This window comes from Marinomonas rhodophyticola (genome assembly GCF_026113935.1).
Taxonomy (GTDB): Bacteria; Pseudomonadota; Gammaproteobacteria; order Pseudomonadales; family Marinomonadaceae; genus Marinomonas; species Marinomonas rhodophyticola.
On record NZ_JAPEUL010000009.1, the window covers coordinates 105,615 to 119,592 of the forward strand.

At 44.8% G+C, this 13,978-nt stretch carries 13 protein-coding genes and 1 pseudogene; 10 read left to right on the top strand and 4 right to left on the bottom strand.

Annotation, left to right across the window (positions count from 1 at the left end; genetic code table 11):
- Positions 1 to 6: 6 nt before the first annotated feature.
- Positions 7 to 954, top strand: a complete 948-nt coding sequence (gene gshB / locus ONZ52_RS14875) for a glutathione synthase (RefSeq protein WP_265219514.1) — start codon at positions 7 to 9, stop codon at positions 952 to 954.
- A gap of 7 nt (positions 955 to 961) precedes the next feature.
- Entirely contained in the window at positions 962 to 1,822 is an 861-nt protein-coding gene (locus tag ONZ52_RS14880; protein WP_265219516.1) for an energy transducer TonB, read from the top strand.
- Between the two features lie 85 nt (positions 1,823 to 1,907).
- Here ONZ52_RS14880 and rpoH read toward each other — a convergent pair whose 3' ends face one another.
- The 4 genes from rpoH to ftsY form a co-directional block, all read right to left on the bottom strand.
- Entirely contained in the window at positions 1,908 to 2,774 is an 867-nt protein-coding gene (gene rpoH, locus ONZ52_RS14885) for an RNA polymerase sigma factor RpoH (RefSeq protein ID WP_265219517.1), read from the bottom strand.
- 129 nt (positions 2,775 to 2,903) lie between these two features.
- On the bottom strand, positions 2,904 to 3,911 hold the full coding sequence (gene ftsX, locus ONZ52_RS14890) for a permease-like cell division protein FtsX (RefSeq protein WP_265219518.1): 1,008 nt from the start codon (positions 3,909 to 3,911) through the stop codon (positions 2,904 to 2,906).
- The gene (ftsE, locus tag ONZ52_RS14895) at positions 3,912 to 4,583 is read right to left on the bottom strand and encodes a cell division ATP-binding protein FtsE (protein ID WP_111605941.1); all 672 of its coding nucleotides are present in this window, start codon (positions 4,581 to 4,583) and stop codon (positions 3,912 to 3,914) included. It lies immediately after the preceding gene.
- Between the two features lie 54 nt (positions 4,584 to 4,637).
- On the bottom strand, positions 4,638 to 5,861 hold the full coding sequence (gene ftsY / locus ONZ52_RS14900) for a signal recognition particle-docking protein FtsY (RefSeq protein ID WP_265219520.1): 1,224 nt from the start codon (positions 5,859 to 5,861) through the stop codon (positions 4,638 to 4,640).
- 165 nt (positions 5,862 to 6,026) lie between these two features.
- Here ftsY and ONZ52_RS14905 point away from each other — a divergent pair, with 165 nt between their 5' ends.
- From ONZ52_RS14905 to hemW, 8 genes and pseudogenes are all read left to right on the top strand, one after another.
- Positions 6,027 to 7,337 carry a peptidase M16 family protein gene (locus tag ONZ52_RS14905; protein ID WP_265219521.1) on the top strand — a complete coding sequence of 437 codons (1,311 nt, stop codon included), beginning with the start codon at positions 6,027 to 6,029 and terminating at the stop codon, positions 7,335 to 7,337.
- Positions 7,334 to 7,936, top strand: a complete 603-nt coding sequence (gene rsmD / locus ONZ52_RS14910) for a 16S rRNA (guanine(966)-N(2))-methyltransferase RsmD (protein ID WP_265219522.1) — start codon at positions 7,334 to 7,336, stop codon at positions 7,934 to 7,936. The genes ONZ52_RS14905 and rsmD overlap by 4 nt, the downstream gene beginning before the upstream one ends.
- 213 nt (positions 7,937 to 8,149) lie before the next feature.
- A complete protein-coding gene (locus ONZ52_RS14915; RefSeq protein WP_265219523.1) occupies positions 8,150 to 9,442 on the top strand; it encodes a HAMP domain-containing protein in 1,293 nt (430 codons plus the stop codon).
- Positions 9,433 to 10,038, top strand: coding sequence for a methyl-accepting chemotaxis protein (locus ONZ52_RS14920; RefSeq protein ID WP_265219525.1), 606 nt, complete (start codon positions 9,433 to 9,435; stop codon positions 10,036 to 10,038). Before ONZ52_RS14915 ends, ONZ52_RS14920 begins: the two co-directional genes overlap by 10 nt.
- A gap of 207 nt (positions 10,039 to 10,245) precedes the next feature.
- Positions 10,246 to 11,404: pseudogene (gene metX, locus ONZ52_RS14925) on the top strand (homoserine O-succinyltransferase MetX).
- Positions 11,405 to 11,995: a methionine biosynthesis protein MetW gene (gene metW / locus ONZ52_RS14930; protein ID WP_265219526.1), complete on the top strand. Its 591-nt coding sequence runs from the start codon at positions 11,405 to 11,407 to the stop codon at positions 11,993 to 11,995.
- A gap of 68 nt (positions 11,996 to 12,063) precedes the next feature.
- On the top strand, positions 12,064 to 12,687 hold the full coding sequence (gene rdgB, locus ONZ52_RS14935; protein ID WP_265219528.1) for an RdgB/HAM1 family non-canonical purine NTP pyrophosphatase: 624 nt from the start codon (positions 12,064 to 12,066) through the stop codon (positions 12,685 to 12,687).
- The gene (hemW, locus tag ONZ52_RS14940) at positions 12,684 to 13,853 is read left to right on the top strand and encodes a radical SAM family heme chaperone HemW (RefSeq protein ID WP_265219530.1); all 1,170 of its coding nucleotides are present in this window, start codon (positions 12,684 to 12,686) and stop codon (positions 13,851 to 13,853) included. Before rdgB ends, hemW begins: the two co-directional genes overlap by 4 nt.
- The last annotated feature ends 125 nt before the right edge of the window (positions 13,854 to 13,978 follow it).

The window sequence follows — 13,978 nt, forward strand, 5'->3', positions numbered from 1 at the left end:
CGCCTTATGACTATCAAACTCGGCATTGTTATGGATCCAATTTCATCCATAAACTACAAAAAAGACACCTCACTCGCTATGTTATGGGCTGCCGCTGAAAAGGGCTGGCAACTTATTTACATGGAGCAAAAAGATTTATTTTTAGACAATGGTAAAGCCTATGCCATGACTCGCCCTTTACAGGTTTATAAAGACCCTGCGCATTTTTACGATCTTGGTGAAGAAACCAAAATGGCAATGGGTGATATGGACGTGATTTTAATGCGCAAAGACCCACCATTTGATAGCGAGTTTGTCTACAGCACCATGATTCTCGAGCAGGCCGAACGAGATGGTGCCCTTGTTGTTAACGATCCGAAAAGCTTACGTGATTGCAACGAGAAACTGTTCGCTACCCAGTTCCCACATTGTTGCCCACCGGTTTTAGTGACAAGACGTGCTGACTTACTCAAAAGGTTCCATAAAGAGCATGGCGATGTCATTTTCAAACCACTAGATGGCATGGGCGGCAGCTCAATATTTCGTATCAAGCCAGATGACTCCAACGTCAGTGTGATTATCGAAACACTGACGAATATGGGCGTTGAGCAAATCATGGCACAGAAATTCATCCCTGAAATCAAAGATGGCGACAAACGTATTTTAGTCGTTAATGGTGAGCCGGTACCGTTTGCGCTGGCACGTATCCCAGCTTCAGGTGAAACTCGAGGCAACTTGGCCGCTGGCGGACGTGGTGAAGGTCGTCCTTTGACTGAACGCGATCGTTGGATTTGCGACCAGGTCATCCCATCACTAAAAGAAAAAAATCTAATGTTTGTTGGCTTAGATGTCATTGGTGATTATCTCACCGAAATTAATGTTACCAGCCCAACATGTGTTCGTGAATTAGATGCGCAATTTGATCTGAATATCGCCATGATGTTAATAGAAGCCATAGAAAAACGCCTTCAGTAAGATCAACATGCGAGTAATCGATAAATTTTCCGTCGCGCTTTTCATCGCCATTAGCTTTCATGTGCTAATGGTGATGGCAGTTGGCTTCGATTTTCAGTTGCCCTCTCCCAAGCCAAAAACACTGGAGGTCACACTGGTTCAACACACAACAAGCGCCCCCACGGAAGCCGACTTTATTGCACAAGCAAACCAACAAGCCAGCGGCACAGAGATACGAAAACAAAAACTCACTACCACTGAAGAAGCACGCTTTTTAGCAGACACGATTCAGGAAATATCCCCTCCTATCCAACCTCAACTTGCTTCAGCAGAGCCGATTGACGAGCCAAATTTGCTAGCGACAACCAATCAAGAAGCTGTTTTTGAGATAGTGAATGATACGGAGCAAGAGCCAAAAACCTTAGAAGAGCAGTTTCGAGGAGAAACGCAACTTCCCAGTCACCTTTCCAATGATATTGCGACGTTAGAGGCTTTACTGGACCAACAACGACAATCCTATGCCAAACGACCAAGAATTCGCCGCCTCACCTCGGTCTCAGCTAAGGCCGCCATTGACGCTCAATACCTTGACGATTGGCGTCGTCGCATCGAACGCATTGGCAACATTCACTATCCAGAAGAAGCAAAACGCAACCATTTATATGGTGAACTACGCCTCGCCGTGATCTTACTGCCAAATGGCTACGTGGATGATATTGAAGTACTGCACTCCTCTGGCATCAGAGTATTAGATGATGCCGCCATGCGTATTGTTCGCCTTGCAGAACCCTTTCAGATATTCCCCAGTGAACTAAAGAAAGAAGTCGATAAGCTGGAAATCATTCGTACATGGCGCTTTGTACCGGGCAACCAACTCCAAAGCCAATAATGAATCTCTATTCCATTCTAATCTTATTGCATAAAAAAACCCTCACTTAGGAGGGTTTTATTGTCTCAACAACGCAACGCTAAAATCAGTCGAACTGACCATCGCCCATTGCCAGACGTATTTTTTTCATCGCGTTTTTCTCGAGTTGACGAATACGCTCAGCAGAAACGCCATACTCATCCGCTAAATCATGCAAGGTCGATTTCGCATCAGACAACCAACGTTGTACCAAAATGTTTCGGCTACGCTCATCAAGATCAGCCATCGCCACTTCAAGACGCTGATTAGAGTCTTCTTCCCAATTGCCGTTTTCAAGTAACATGGCTGGATCTGAGCGGTGATCCTCTAGATATTGAGATGGCGCTTGAAACGCACTGTCGTCATCGTCATCAGCGGATGCATCAAATGCCATATCAGAAGAGCTTAAACGCCCTTCCATTTGGCGAACCACTTCTGGGGTCACACCTAAATCACTGGCAACCGACTCTACTTCAGAATTGCTGAACCAAGATAGAGATTTCTTTGCACTGCGAAGGTTAAAAAACATTTTTCGCTGGGCTTTCGTCGTCGCGACTTTCACGATGCGCCAGTTCTTCAGAATAAATTCATGAATTTCGGCCTTGATCCAATGCACCGCAAACGAGACAAGGCGCACACCAACTTCTGGATTAAAGCGTTTAACGGCTTTCATCAAGCCAACGTTGCCTTCTTGTATAAGGTCACCTTGTGCTAGACCGTATCCAGAGTAACTTTTCGCGATATGCACAACAAATCTTAGATGCGACATAACCAGCGTACGTGCCGCCTCAAGATCTTCTTGATAATAAAGACGATCTGCCAGCACTTTTTCTTCGTCGGCCGTTAAAATCGGAATTCTGCTAATGGCTTGTATATAGGATTCTAGGTTTTGACCTGGAATCATCATATCTGTAGGCTGAAGAGCTTTACCCATCTCTATTTCCACCTTTCTCGTTGTTCATGCCTGTATGACAAAATACTACCAAGTAAATTCTGCTTGTGTGTGACATAAATGTGAATAAACCATGGCTATTATCTTTGTAGTGATTTTAGCCTTTCATCGTCACTGCAGCTCAATGTTTGAAATATGTCGGCTAACCGCAATCCACGCGCCAACAACACCAACCAATGCGCTTATAGTTAAACATAAAATAATTTCATCTGCATTAAAAGTCTGTAGTTGAAAGCCGCTCTGATAGAGCTCAATCAGCCGCTCAGCAGGCGCACTTACCCACCAGCTAAGCAAGAGAATACATAGGCTGGCAAACAAACCACCCAAAAGCCCAAACCACAGTCCCATATATAAAAAAGGTCGACGTATATAAGCATCTGTCGCACCCACTAACTTCATTACCAAGACTTCATCACGACGACTTTCTACCGCCATACGAATAGTGTTGCCTACAATTAAAAACACAGCAACAATCAATAACACAGACAACGCATAGACAAATCGTTGCCCAAAACTCAGTATATTGGCAAGACGCTGTAACCATTGTGCATCCAATTCTGCATACTCCACTTCCTTTTGTGCCGCCAGTTGGTCCCGAAGGGCTTGTAAACTGGCCAGAGTGTTCACATCGACAGTAAGCGTAGGAATCACTCGTAATACAATCGGCAAGGGGTTTTCAGGTAACGACGCCATAATTTGCTCATAGCCACTGGATCGCTCAAAATAACGTAAGCCCTCTTCTTTAGAAATGTACTCAACAGAAGCCACATTATCCAAAGAAGACAGACGATGAGACAAGGCAAGCGCTTGTGTGTCTTCTAAATTGGGAAAAAGGTACAAGGTAATAACCGACTGTTGCTCCCATTGGTCTGTCATCGATTGCACATTTTTCAACAACACATACAAACCGCCCGGCAAAGACAAGGCAATGGCAATCACCATCACCGTCATAATGCTGGCCAATGGATAACTGACCAGTCGCATAAAGCTTTCTGTTAGTGTTTCTTGGTGCTGACGAAAGTACTTAGTAGGGCTGAAAGAGCTCCGCGTTGGCCAGTTATGCTTGGTCGCCTTAATGGACTCTCTAGTCGCGCCTCGTTGATTGGGTTTTTGCACCATTTAGGCAAACCCTCCGTCATTTACCATTCGACCTTGACTTAAAGTCAAAACACGATGACGCATACGAGCAACCAGTGCCAAATCATGACTGGCGACAAGAACCGTGACACCCACGCGATTAAATTCCTGAAACAAATTCATGATTTCAGCTGACAACTTAGGATCCAAATTCCCTGTCGGCTCATCCGCTAACAACAGCTGTGGCTTATTCACCACGGCGCGGGCAATGCCAACTCGCTGCTGTTCGCCGCCAGATAAGGCCATTGGATTGTACTTTTCTTTATCTAATAAACCGACTTTATCCAAAGCAGCGCGCACTCGCTTAGCAATCTGCTGAGAGTCTGCTCCGCTTACTTGCAACGGCAAGGCCACATTATGGAAAACACTTCTGTCCAATAACAACTGATGATTTTGAAAGACCACGCCTACTCGGCGACGATGATGGGGAATGGCTCTACGACTCAGTGTTCGCAAATCCACACCATCAACCAAAATCTGGCCCGAAGTTTGACGCTCAATCATCATCATGAGTTTCATTAAGGTACTTTTACCGGCACCCGAATGACCAGTAAGAAAGGCCATTTCGCCCTGCTGCAAATGAAAACTCACCTGCGACAGTGCTTCTTGTCCACTCTCGTACTTTTTTCCCACTCGTTGAAATTCGATTTCCACGCTAATCCAGCATCCTTAAATTAGAAAAAAACAGTAAAAAAAGCCAATCACAACTTACTCACTATCAAACAAGGCATCGACAAACTCTTGTGCCACGAAAGGACGCAAATCCTCGGCCTGCTCGCCCACACCAATATAACGTATAGGTAAAGCAAACTGTTTCGCAATCGCGAAAATAATACCACCTTTAGCGGTACCATCCAGTTTCGTCAGCGTAATACCGCTCACGCCAACGGCTTCAGAAAACAACTTCGCCTGACTGATAGCATTTTGACCTGTGCCTGCATCCAGCACCAGCATCACTTCGTGTGGCGCTTTTGCATCCAGTTTTTTCATCACACGAACCACTTTCGACAACTCGTTCATCAAATTGGCTTTATTTTGTAAACGACCGGCCGTATCCGCTATGACGATATCAATGCCTTTCGCCTTAGCGGACTCAATAGCATCGTATATAACCGATGCAGAGTCGGCACCGGTATGCTGTGCCACAACAGGAACATTATTGCGCTCACCCCAGACTTGCAATTGTTCAACCGCCGCCGCACGAAAAGTATCGCCCGCTGCCAACATAACACTTTTGCCTTCTGCCTGATATTTTTTCGCCAGTTTGCCAATCGTTGTCGTTTTACCGACCCCGTTTACACCCACCATTAAAATAACAAAGGGCCCATCTTGACTAACTGGGTCCAAGACCTGCTGAGACTGACTCAGAATACTTTCCATATCGGCTTTCAAATGGGTCAGTAAGGTGGCCGAATCTTTCAGTTCTTTACGATTAAGCTTATCGGTTAATCCACTGATCAAGGCTTGAGTGGCATCAATGCCAACATCCGCCATCAACAATTGCGTTTCCAATGCTTCTAATAAATCGTCATCGACTTTTTTATGCCCCCCAATAACTGATGACAACCCGCTCCCTAAACCACTGCGTGTACGCGACAAACCCGACTTGATACGCTGAGACCAAGACAGCGATGGTTGCGGCGGAGTAGTCTCCTGCGTCACAAGCATCTGGCGCTTGAGTGTATTTGTCTCGTTATCATCCTGTACGTCAGCAGTAGTCGCTTCGTCTTCAGACTCATGCGACATGACAGCAGAATCCTGAGCGTCTTGTTGTTTAGCAGTCGCGATACTGGCATTCATTTTTTGGACAAAACGACGACGAATCACGAAAGCGATAATGGCTAAAAGCGTACCAATGATAATTGGAACATAACGCGCATACTCACCAAGATACGGAGTAAAAAAAGCAACAATTTGATTAACAACTTCCATTAAATCGATCTCTTTATTTTGACTGATGCAGGAAACAAGGGTGAAATGCTATGATTAGACACAGCACCACATATACAAACACTTAGAAACCATTATTTTAACATTATTCTGGCTCGCAAACAGGCTTAGTTTTAATCAACCGCCCTTCTCTTTCTAAGGTAAATTATGTCCGATAGTAACAAACCTCTTTTTAGTCGCCCCGTATTAGCGGCCATAATGTTGTTCTGCACATTAGCAATTTGGCTACTTAACCTCACGGCACCAGGCAAGAAACTGGCTACTCCCAGTATTGAAACCTGGACCACAACATCGGGCATTCCTGTTATCTGGCTAAAACAAGAGCAATGGCAAGAAAGTGACAAATTGGAAATTCGCTTTACTTTTCGCGCGGCGACTACCAACACACCACTGATTCAGACAACTCTTGCCCTTTTGATGAGCGACTCATTGCCACTTAGTACAGCGTCAATTAATCAAAGACTAACGCCTTTAGCGGCGAGCGCAAGCAGCTATTATGATCACGAAAGGCAAAGTATTGGTATTACGTTAAGCAGCGACCCTCAATACTTAGTACCCACGCTATCTTTGCTTAACAACTGGCTAACAGCACCGGAATTCAAACATCGCACTTTTGAGAATTGGCAGCGCCAACAACAGAACAACCCACAGATACAACATCAACTAGAAGAAATTTTATTTTTTGACAACACCCAACCACAAAGAGAATCGGACAATGTCACGATATCTCTACAAGACGTTTCAAACTATTATCAGCACCTAACAACGTCTGCGACAGCCATCTATATTATCGGCGATATGTCAGCAGAAGCCAAAATGGCTATTCAAAATGCAATCAACACTATTAGCCAAGATTATCGTCTATCCAATGAGACAGTAGACAACATCCAACATGCTCCGCTTAGTGCGACCATTCAACAACAGGAAGGTGAACTTTGGCAAACGCGCAGCGCCTTGGCGCTGACGCCCATCACCTCTGTTGAGGACTGGATCAGTTTACAAATATGGGGAGCCGATTTGGTTGCCACGCTAAATCAACAACCACACATTGATTTTGCTCAACTTACCTTAATACTGTCACCACAAAATCCTTGGGCATGGTGGAGTATTCAATATGGCAACAATATCAATACTGACTTACCTACCGATGACGCTATGCGTTTTATCAATGCCAAGAGCCTTATTTTTGTTGAAGAGGTACCGTCCATCAACCATCCCAAAACCTTCAAAATGCTATTAGACAACTTCAAGCAACAACTCGAGCAACAAAGCTTATCGCCCACTTGGTGGAGCAACATCGCCACCCAAGTCACGAATCAAAATGGTCCATTAACGTTGGAAAAATTCGCTACAGACTACCAAGAAGCCATTAACAACTTTTCAATAGAAGAGTACAAAACCACCCTTAAAACCCTATTAAAGCCATCGTCCTATCAAGAGATTCAGGTCTACCAATGAAAAAACAAACACCCAGTAGTGCGGTAAACAAAAGCAAAGCGAAGGCATCAAAACTGCGTATCATCGCGGGTGAATGGCGATCTCGCCAAGTACCAATCCCCAATGTTGAGGGTTTGAGACCCACACCAGACAGAGTAAGAGAAACGCTGTTTAACTGGATTAATCACCATATTCCAGGAGCAGTCTGTGGCGATCTGTTTTGTGGTTCAGGCGCGCTGGGCTTAGAGGCTTTATCACGTGGCGCCAAACATCTTACGTTTGTGGATAATTCACGCATAGTGTCACAACAAATGACCGCCAACTTAGCCACACTAGGCGCGACAGACAGAGCCAAGGTGATCGCTCAAAACGCCGCCGTTTTTCTAGATACCGTGACGCCACATGCGATGGATATCGTATTTTTAGATCCCCCTTTTCGCAAAGGCTGGCTTGCTCAAATTATTCCATTACTAGAAAAAGGCTGGCTCGCATCACATGCTTTGGTCTACATCGAAATGGAAAAAGAAGCCGAATTACCAACCCTACCTACTCACTGGTCTCTAATAAAAGAAAAACAGGCTGGGCAATTGGTTTATCGGCTATTTGACATCAATAAATAAACACGAAGCCCTAACCAAATTAGGGCTTTTTTTTGCACCCAAACCATACGCCGCACCATAACAGGACAAATAAAAGTCACTTTGCGTATTGTCCGCTCCAACATAACAGGTCATTTTGTATTTTTAGCACGATGCTTGCATATATCTAAACCACTAGGTGTTACTTATATTGCGCACTCACTCTAACACTTCTCTATAATCAGGAAAGTCATCATGCTAGCCAACCTATCCTTTAAGACAAAATTATTATTGCTGCTTGTTACAGCCGTTCTGGGTTTCATCATAGTAACCTTTGTTGCCATGAAAGGGCTTTCCTCCCAGCAAGATGCCAATAACGAACTAAGAACGTTATCCAAAATTCAGGCATCAAATGATCAGCTAAGCATTCATATGCTCGAAATTGCCGATAAACTAAGGTCCATTTCAGTCGACAACTACGCGGACTATGTTGCGAGCGCCAATCAGCAAATAGAACAAAACAACCAAACTATTAACGCGAATATCCAACAAGCTCATAGCCTAGAATTAAAACGTACATTGGAAGACAACCTCATTGAAATGAACAATTACAGCCAAGCTTTAATGGCATTAATTGGCAAGCTTTACATTATTGGTTTCGATTCCTCCTCAGGCTTACGTGGCAGTATCGACAAAATGGGTCTAGAGATCAGTGACGATATACAAAGTCTCAGTTTACTAAAGCGAGAGTTTACCAACGTGCGTAAAGCAGAGGCGAGCTACCTATCAGATCCAAAAGACAGCACGTTAGCCGAATTTAACGAAAGTTTTTCTCGTTTTGATAACCGGATAGAGAACTTTGGTTTTCAAGATACACATGGTATTAAAGCCAATGCCTACCGTGATGCCCTTATTCAATATGGGAAAGAATACCAATCTCTTGATACCGTAGAAGCCAAGTTTACTGAACAAAAAGAACGCTTTAATGACAGCCAACTCAAGGCCAGTCAATTGATTGAAGCGGCCATCATGCAAGCCGAAACCGACGCCGAAAAAAGCTCTAACCAAGCCAACATCACTCTTCTTAGTGTCAGCACTGCCGTCATCATTTTCGCCGCTTTGCTTATGGTTGCCATTGGTCGCAGTGTTAATACGACCTTACACAGCATCATTACTGACCTAAACAAGGTAAAAAAAGGGGACATGTCGTCCAAAGCGATAATTAACAAAAAACGTAACGATGAGTTTGACCAACTCAGTCAATCGCTAAATGAAATGACAAATGGTTTGGGGGACGTTCTCAAAGATGTGGTATCCACAACAGATAATGTCAGTACCATGTCAACCGATCTAAATAACACCATCAACAGCATTGCCAGTAGCAACCACCTAGTCAATCAGCGTACCCACTCATTAGCATCAGCCACCGACGATATATCAAGCCGCTTAAACGAACTATCCAGCACCACAAATACACTTAGTAGCCCCATTCTAACGACACCTACCAGTCGGCAAAATCCGGAGCAGACACCATTAAAATGGTATTAAGCAGCATCACCGATACTGTGAATATTGTAAATATGACCAGCCATCAACTTGATGAGCTTGGCCGTTTATCCAAAAACATCGACAACGTCATTGCCATGATCAATGATCTTGCTAGCCAAACCAACTTACTTGCTCTAAATGCCGCCATCGAAGCTGCCCGCGCTGGAGAAGCGGGGCGCGGCTTTTCCGTAGTAGCTGACGAAGTGCGGGCTTTGGCAGAAAAAACCGTCGACGCCACTTCGAAAATCACAGACATCGTCAATACCATTCAGCAGTCCACTCAGACAGCCATTAGTACCATGGAAGGTGGGCAAAACAACTTAAGAATCATCAGCGAAAATGGCAGCAAGGCCGAAGAAGCCATGCGTGACATCGAAAACAATGCCATGACAGGGTCACAATCCACCGACTCGATGGCTAACGCCATTCAAGACGTTGCCAGTACCGCTATACAAATGAGTACCGAGATGGAAGAAATTGCACAACAACTCAGCCAAGATACCAGCTCTATCGATATTTTGGCTGACAAAACAAAACAAATTCAGCGCCTGTCAGCTCAACTTGCCGAAAAAACACAAGTTTTCACACTCGCTTAAACAAGCCACCGGAAAGGAAGCGCTGGTATGGTCAAAAAATGACAACGCCAGCGCTTCTCAAAGACGACCATTCTATAGCAACCTCTTGATGACACTAGACGCAAACGATAGACTGTGTAGCATCACTCATCGATGAACCTTCCCACGCTTCTTCACGGGAATTCGAGCACTTTCTTTAGGACTTTACTTTAGGATAAAAACAAACCTATGCCGGACGTCATCCCAGCCGACTCTGTTGGTATTGTTACGCCACAGATTGCGCAATTCGACACACCGTTGGCACTGTCCTGCGGACAAACCTTGTCCTCGTATCAGCTAGTTTACGAGACTTATGGCACCCTAAATAAAAACGCGTCTAATGCGATTTTAATTTGTCACGCCCTAAGCGGCGACCATCACGCGGCAGGCTATCACACCAGCTCGGATACCAAGCCAGGTTGGTGGGATACCGCAATAGGGCCTGGTAAAGCTATCGATACCAATAATTTTTTTGTAATTGCCCTTAATAACTTGGGCGGTTGCTGCGGCTCAACCGGACCAACCAGCATCAACCCAGCTACAGGACAACGTTGGGAAGCCAGCTTTCCCATTGTCACTGTAGAAGACTGGGTTGAAAGTCAGGCGCGTTTAGCCGATTTGCTTGGTATTCAAACCTTTGCAGCCATCGTGGGTGGAAGCCTTGGCGGCATGCAAGTACTCGAATGGAGTATCCGCTTCCCTACCCGCTTAAAATCCGCGGTGATCGTCGCTTCCGCACCAAAACTATCGACACAGAACATCGCCTTTAACGAAGTCGCACGTCAATCCATTCGTCGTGATCCTGACTTTTTTGACGGCAATTACCTAGAAAATAATTCCGTTCCAACCAACGGCCTTGGTTTGGCCCGCATGTTAGGTCACATTACCTATCTGTCAGACGATGCCATGGGCGCAAAGTTTGGCCGCCAAATGCGCTACGACAGCTACCAGTACAATTATGGCATTGAATTCGAAGTCGAAAGTTACCTACGCTATCAGGGTGAAGCCTTCACCAAACGTTTTGACGCCAATACCTACATGCTGATGACTAAAGCATTAGATTATTTTGATCCAGCTGCGCAAACGGGCGGTGACTTATCTGCAGTGCTGAGTCGAGGCTCAGTGTGAATTTTTGCTGGTTTCTTTTACCACTGACTGGCGTTTTTCACCAGAACGCAGTGAAGAAATTGTTAACGCATTGGTTAAAGCTGGCAAACCGGTCTCTTACGCAAAAATTGAAGCAACAGAGGGCCATGACGCCTTTCTTTTCCCTATTCCTCGCTACATGGCTGTGCTAAACACCTTTTTAACGCGCATCGCCAACAGCTTAACGACGGAGACCCTATAAATGCGCTCTGACTTAGAAATGATCGATGAATGGATTCAACCCAATATACGAGTGCTGGATTTAGCTTGCGGTCCAGGTGAACTGCTTCACCACCTGATCCAAAACAAAAAAGTCAGTGGCTATGGATTAGAAATTGGCCCAGACGATTTAAATATCTGTATAGAAAAAGGCATCCCGGTTCTTGAGCAAAACATTGACGAAGGTCTACAAAACTTCGATGACCAAAGCTTTGACCTAGTACTGATGACGCACGCGCTGCAACAGTTCCGTCGTCCCGACTTATTGATTGATGAAATGCTGCGCATCGGCAAAGAATGCATTATTACCTTCCCGAACTTTGGTCATTGGCGCAGCCGCCTACATTTGGCGTTAAAGGGCAGAATGCCCGTGTCGGATTTCTTGCCATACAACTGGTATGACACACCCAACATTCACTTTTTTACCTTTCAAGATTTTGAGCGTTTATGCCATGAAAAAAACATCAAAATCCTACGTTGGGCCGCGGTCGATGGTCACCTAAAAGACCATTGGTGGATTCGCTCTATGCCCAATTTATTCAGTGAAACGGCCATCTTTCATATCAGTCGTTAAACGATACCTCACACACAAAGGCGGCCAATCAGCCGCCTTTGTTTTAAAGAATGACAAAGGAAAAACCGATGAACAGCACCATCGTACTCGCCAGCAATAATGCTGGAAAAATCAAAGAATTCAATGCCTTGCTTAGCGATATGGGAATCGACGTTAAGCCGCAAAGCGAATTTAACGTTGAAGAAGCCGAAGAAACTGGCTTAAGTTTTATTGAAAATGCGATCCTTAAAGCACGCCATGCTTGCGCACAAACGGGTTTGCCTGCATTAGCCGATGATTCCGGCATTGAAGTGGATTATCTTAACGGTGCACCGGGCATTTACTCCGCTCGTTTTGCTGGCGAACATGGCAACAACGACGCAAATAACGCGCTGCTGTTGGAAAAACTAGCGGGCGTGCCTGAACTGCAACGTACCGCTCGTTTTCATTGCGTACTAGCTTACATGCGCCATAAAGACGATCCGACCCCACAAGTCTTTCATGGTGTATGGGAAGGTCGTATTTTAACGTCGACAGAAGGCCAAGAAGGCTTTGGTTATGATCCAATATTTTATGTACCAGAATGCGCTTGCAGCGCCGCTAGCTTACCAAAAGAAGTAAAAAATCAAATTAGCCATCGTGGTAAAGCCTTAAAACAGCTGTTTGCCGCGTTTAAGCAATCCCCTTCTCTGCTACCGGGTAACGCATTTTGAGTCGTCAATTACCGCCACTGAGTTTGTACATTCACTTACCTTGGTGCGTGCGTAAATGTCCTTACTGTGACTTTAACTCCCATCAAGCGGATCGCTTCGAAAGTAATGGCAAACTGCCGGAAGACGCTTATCTAGCACAACTTCTGGCAGATTTAGACGCCGATTTACCTTATGTGGCTGGACGGAAAATTCAAACGGCTTTTATTGGCGGCGGCACGCCCAGCTTGATGAGCGAAGACTTCTATTATCGTTTAATGGACGCGCTACGTGAAAAGCTGAGTTGGGCTGACAATGCCGAAATCACCATGGAAGCCAATCCAGGGACGTTTGAGCAAGAAAAATTTCGTCATTTTCGCCAAGCGGGCATTAATCGTTTGTCCATCGGTATCCAAAGTTTTCAGCCAAACCTGTTGAAAACCCTAGGAAGAATCCACAATCGCGAAGAAGCGATACACGCTGTGGATAAGTCGAGAGCCGCAGGCTTTGACAACATTAACCTAGATTTGATGCACGGTTTACCAGACCAAAGTTTAGAAATGGCAATGGAAGATTTATCATTGGCCATCGAATTGAGTCCTGAGCACTTATCTTGGTATCAACTGACCATAGAACCCAATACTGAGTTCTATCGTCGTCCTCCCACGCTTCCTGAAGACAACACCTTGTGGGGCATTCAGGACGCAGGGCAAGCACTGCTCACCCAGCATGGTTATGCTCAGTATGAAGTGTCAGCGAACTCGAAAGATAATCGACGCGCCGCACACAATCTTAACTATTGGCGTTTTGGCGATTATATAGGGATCGGCGCGGGCGCCCACGGCAAGATCACATTAGTTAATGGTGAAATATTTCGTACACGAAAGACTCGCCACCCAAATCATTACTTAAACAATCTGCCTGAAGCGCTAATCATTAAAGAGGCTATCGAGCAAGAAGACTTACCTATTGAATTCATGATGAATCGTCTGCGTTTATTCGAAACCTTCGATTTAAAGGATTATGAGCGATTTACCTATCAAAGTGTGCCATTTTCTCTGATAAAAGCCTGTGAAACCGCACTAAAACAAGGACTTTTAGACCACGATGAATGGACACATCAACGTATTAAAACCACAGAAAAGGGTAAGCTATTTCTCAATGAATTACTCGAGCTGTTCCTTCCTTAAACCTGATCGTACGGGCCATTTTGTTTACTATAATTTGACATCTAATTAAATTGATGTAACTCTTACCCAGTTAAAAATGAAAAAAGGCCATCCTCGATGGCCTTTTTTCGCTTAATTAAAAACAC

What these genes read in the sequence shown, in the direction of transcription:
- gshB (WP_265219514.1), top strand. Translation starts at nt 7, where the DNA reads ATGACTATCAAACTCGGCATTGTTATGGATCCAATTTCATCCATAAAC.
- ONZ52_RS14880 (WP_265219516.1), top strand. Translation starts at nt 962, where the DNA reads ATGCGAGTAATCGATAAATTTTCCGTCGCGCTTTTCATCGCCATTAGC.
- rpoH (WP_265219517.1), bottom strand. Translation starts at nt 2,774, where the DNA reads ATGGGTAAAGCTCTTCAGCCTACAGATATGATGATTCCAGGTCAAAAC.
- ftsX (WP_265219518.1), bottom strand. Translation starts at nt 3,911, where the DNA reads ATGGTGCAAAAACCCAATCAACGAGGCGCGACTAGAGAGTCCATTAAG.
- ftsY (WP_265219520.1), bottom strand. Translation starts at nt 5,861, where the DNA reads ATGGAAGTTGTTAATCAAATTGTTGCTTTTTTTACTCCGTATCTTGGT.
- ONZ52_RS14905 (WP_265219521.1), top strand. Translation starts at nt 6,027, where the DNA reads ATGTCCGATAGTAACAAACCTCTTTTTAGTCGCCCCGTATTAGCGGCC.
- rsmD (WP_265219522.1), top strand. Translation starts at nt 7,334, where the DNA reads ATGAAAAAACAAACACCCAGTAGTGCGGTAAACAAAAGCAAAGCGAAG.
- ONZ52_RS14915 (WP_265219523.1), top strand. Translation starts at nt 8,150, where the DNA reads ATGCTAGCCAACCTATCCTTTAAGACAAAATTATTATTGCTGCTTGTT.
- ONZ52_RS14920 (WP_265219525.1), top strand. Translation starts at nt 9,433, where the DNA reads ATGGTATTAAGCAGCATCACCGATACTGTGAATATTGTAAATATGACC.
- metW (WP_265219526.1), top strand. Translation starts at nt 11,405, where the DNA reads ATGCGCTCTGACTTAGAAATGATCGATGAATGGATTCAACCCAATATA.
- rdgB (WP_265219528.1), top strand. Translation starts at nt 12,064, where the DNA reads ATGAACAGCACCATCGTACTCGCCAGCAATAATGCTGGAAAAATCAAA.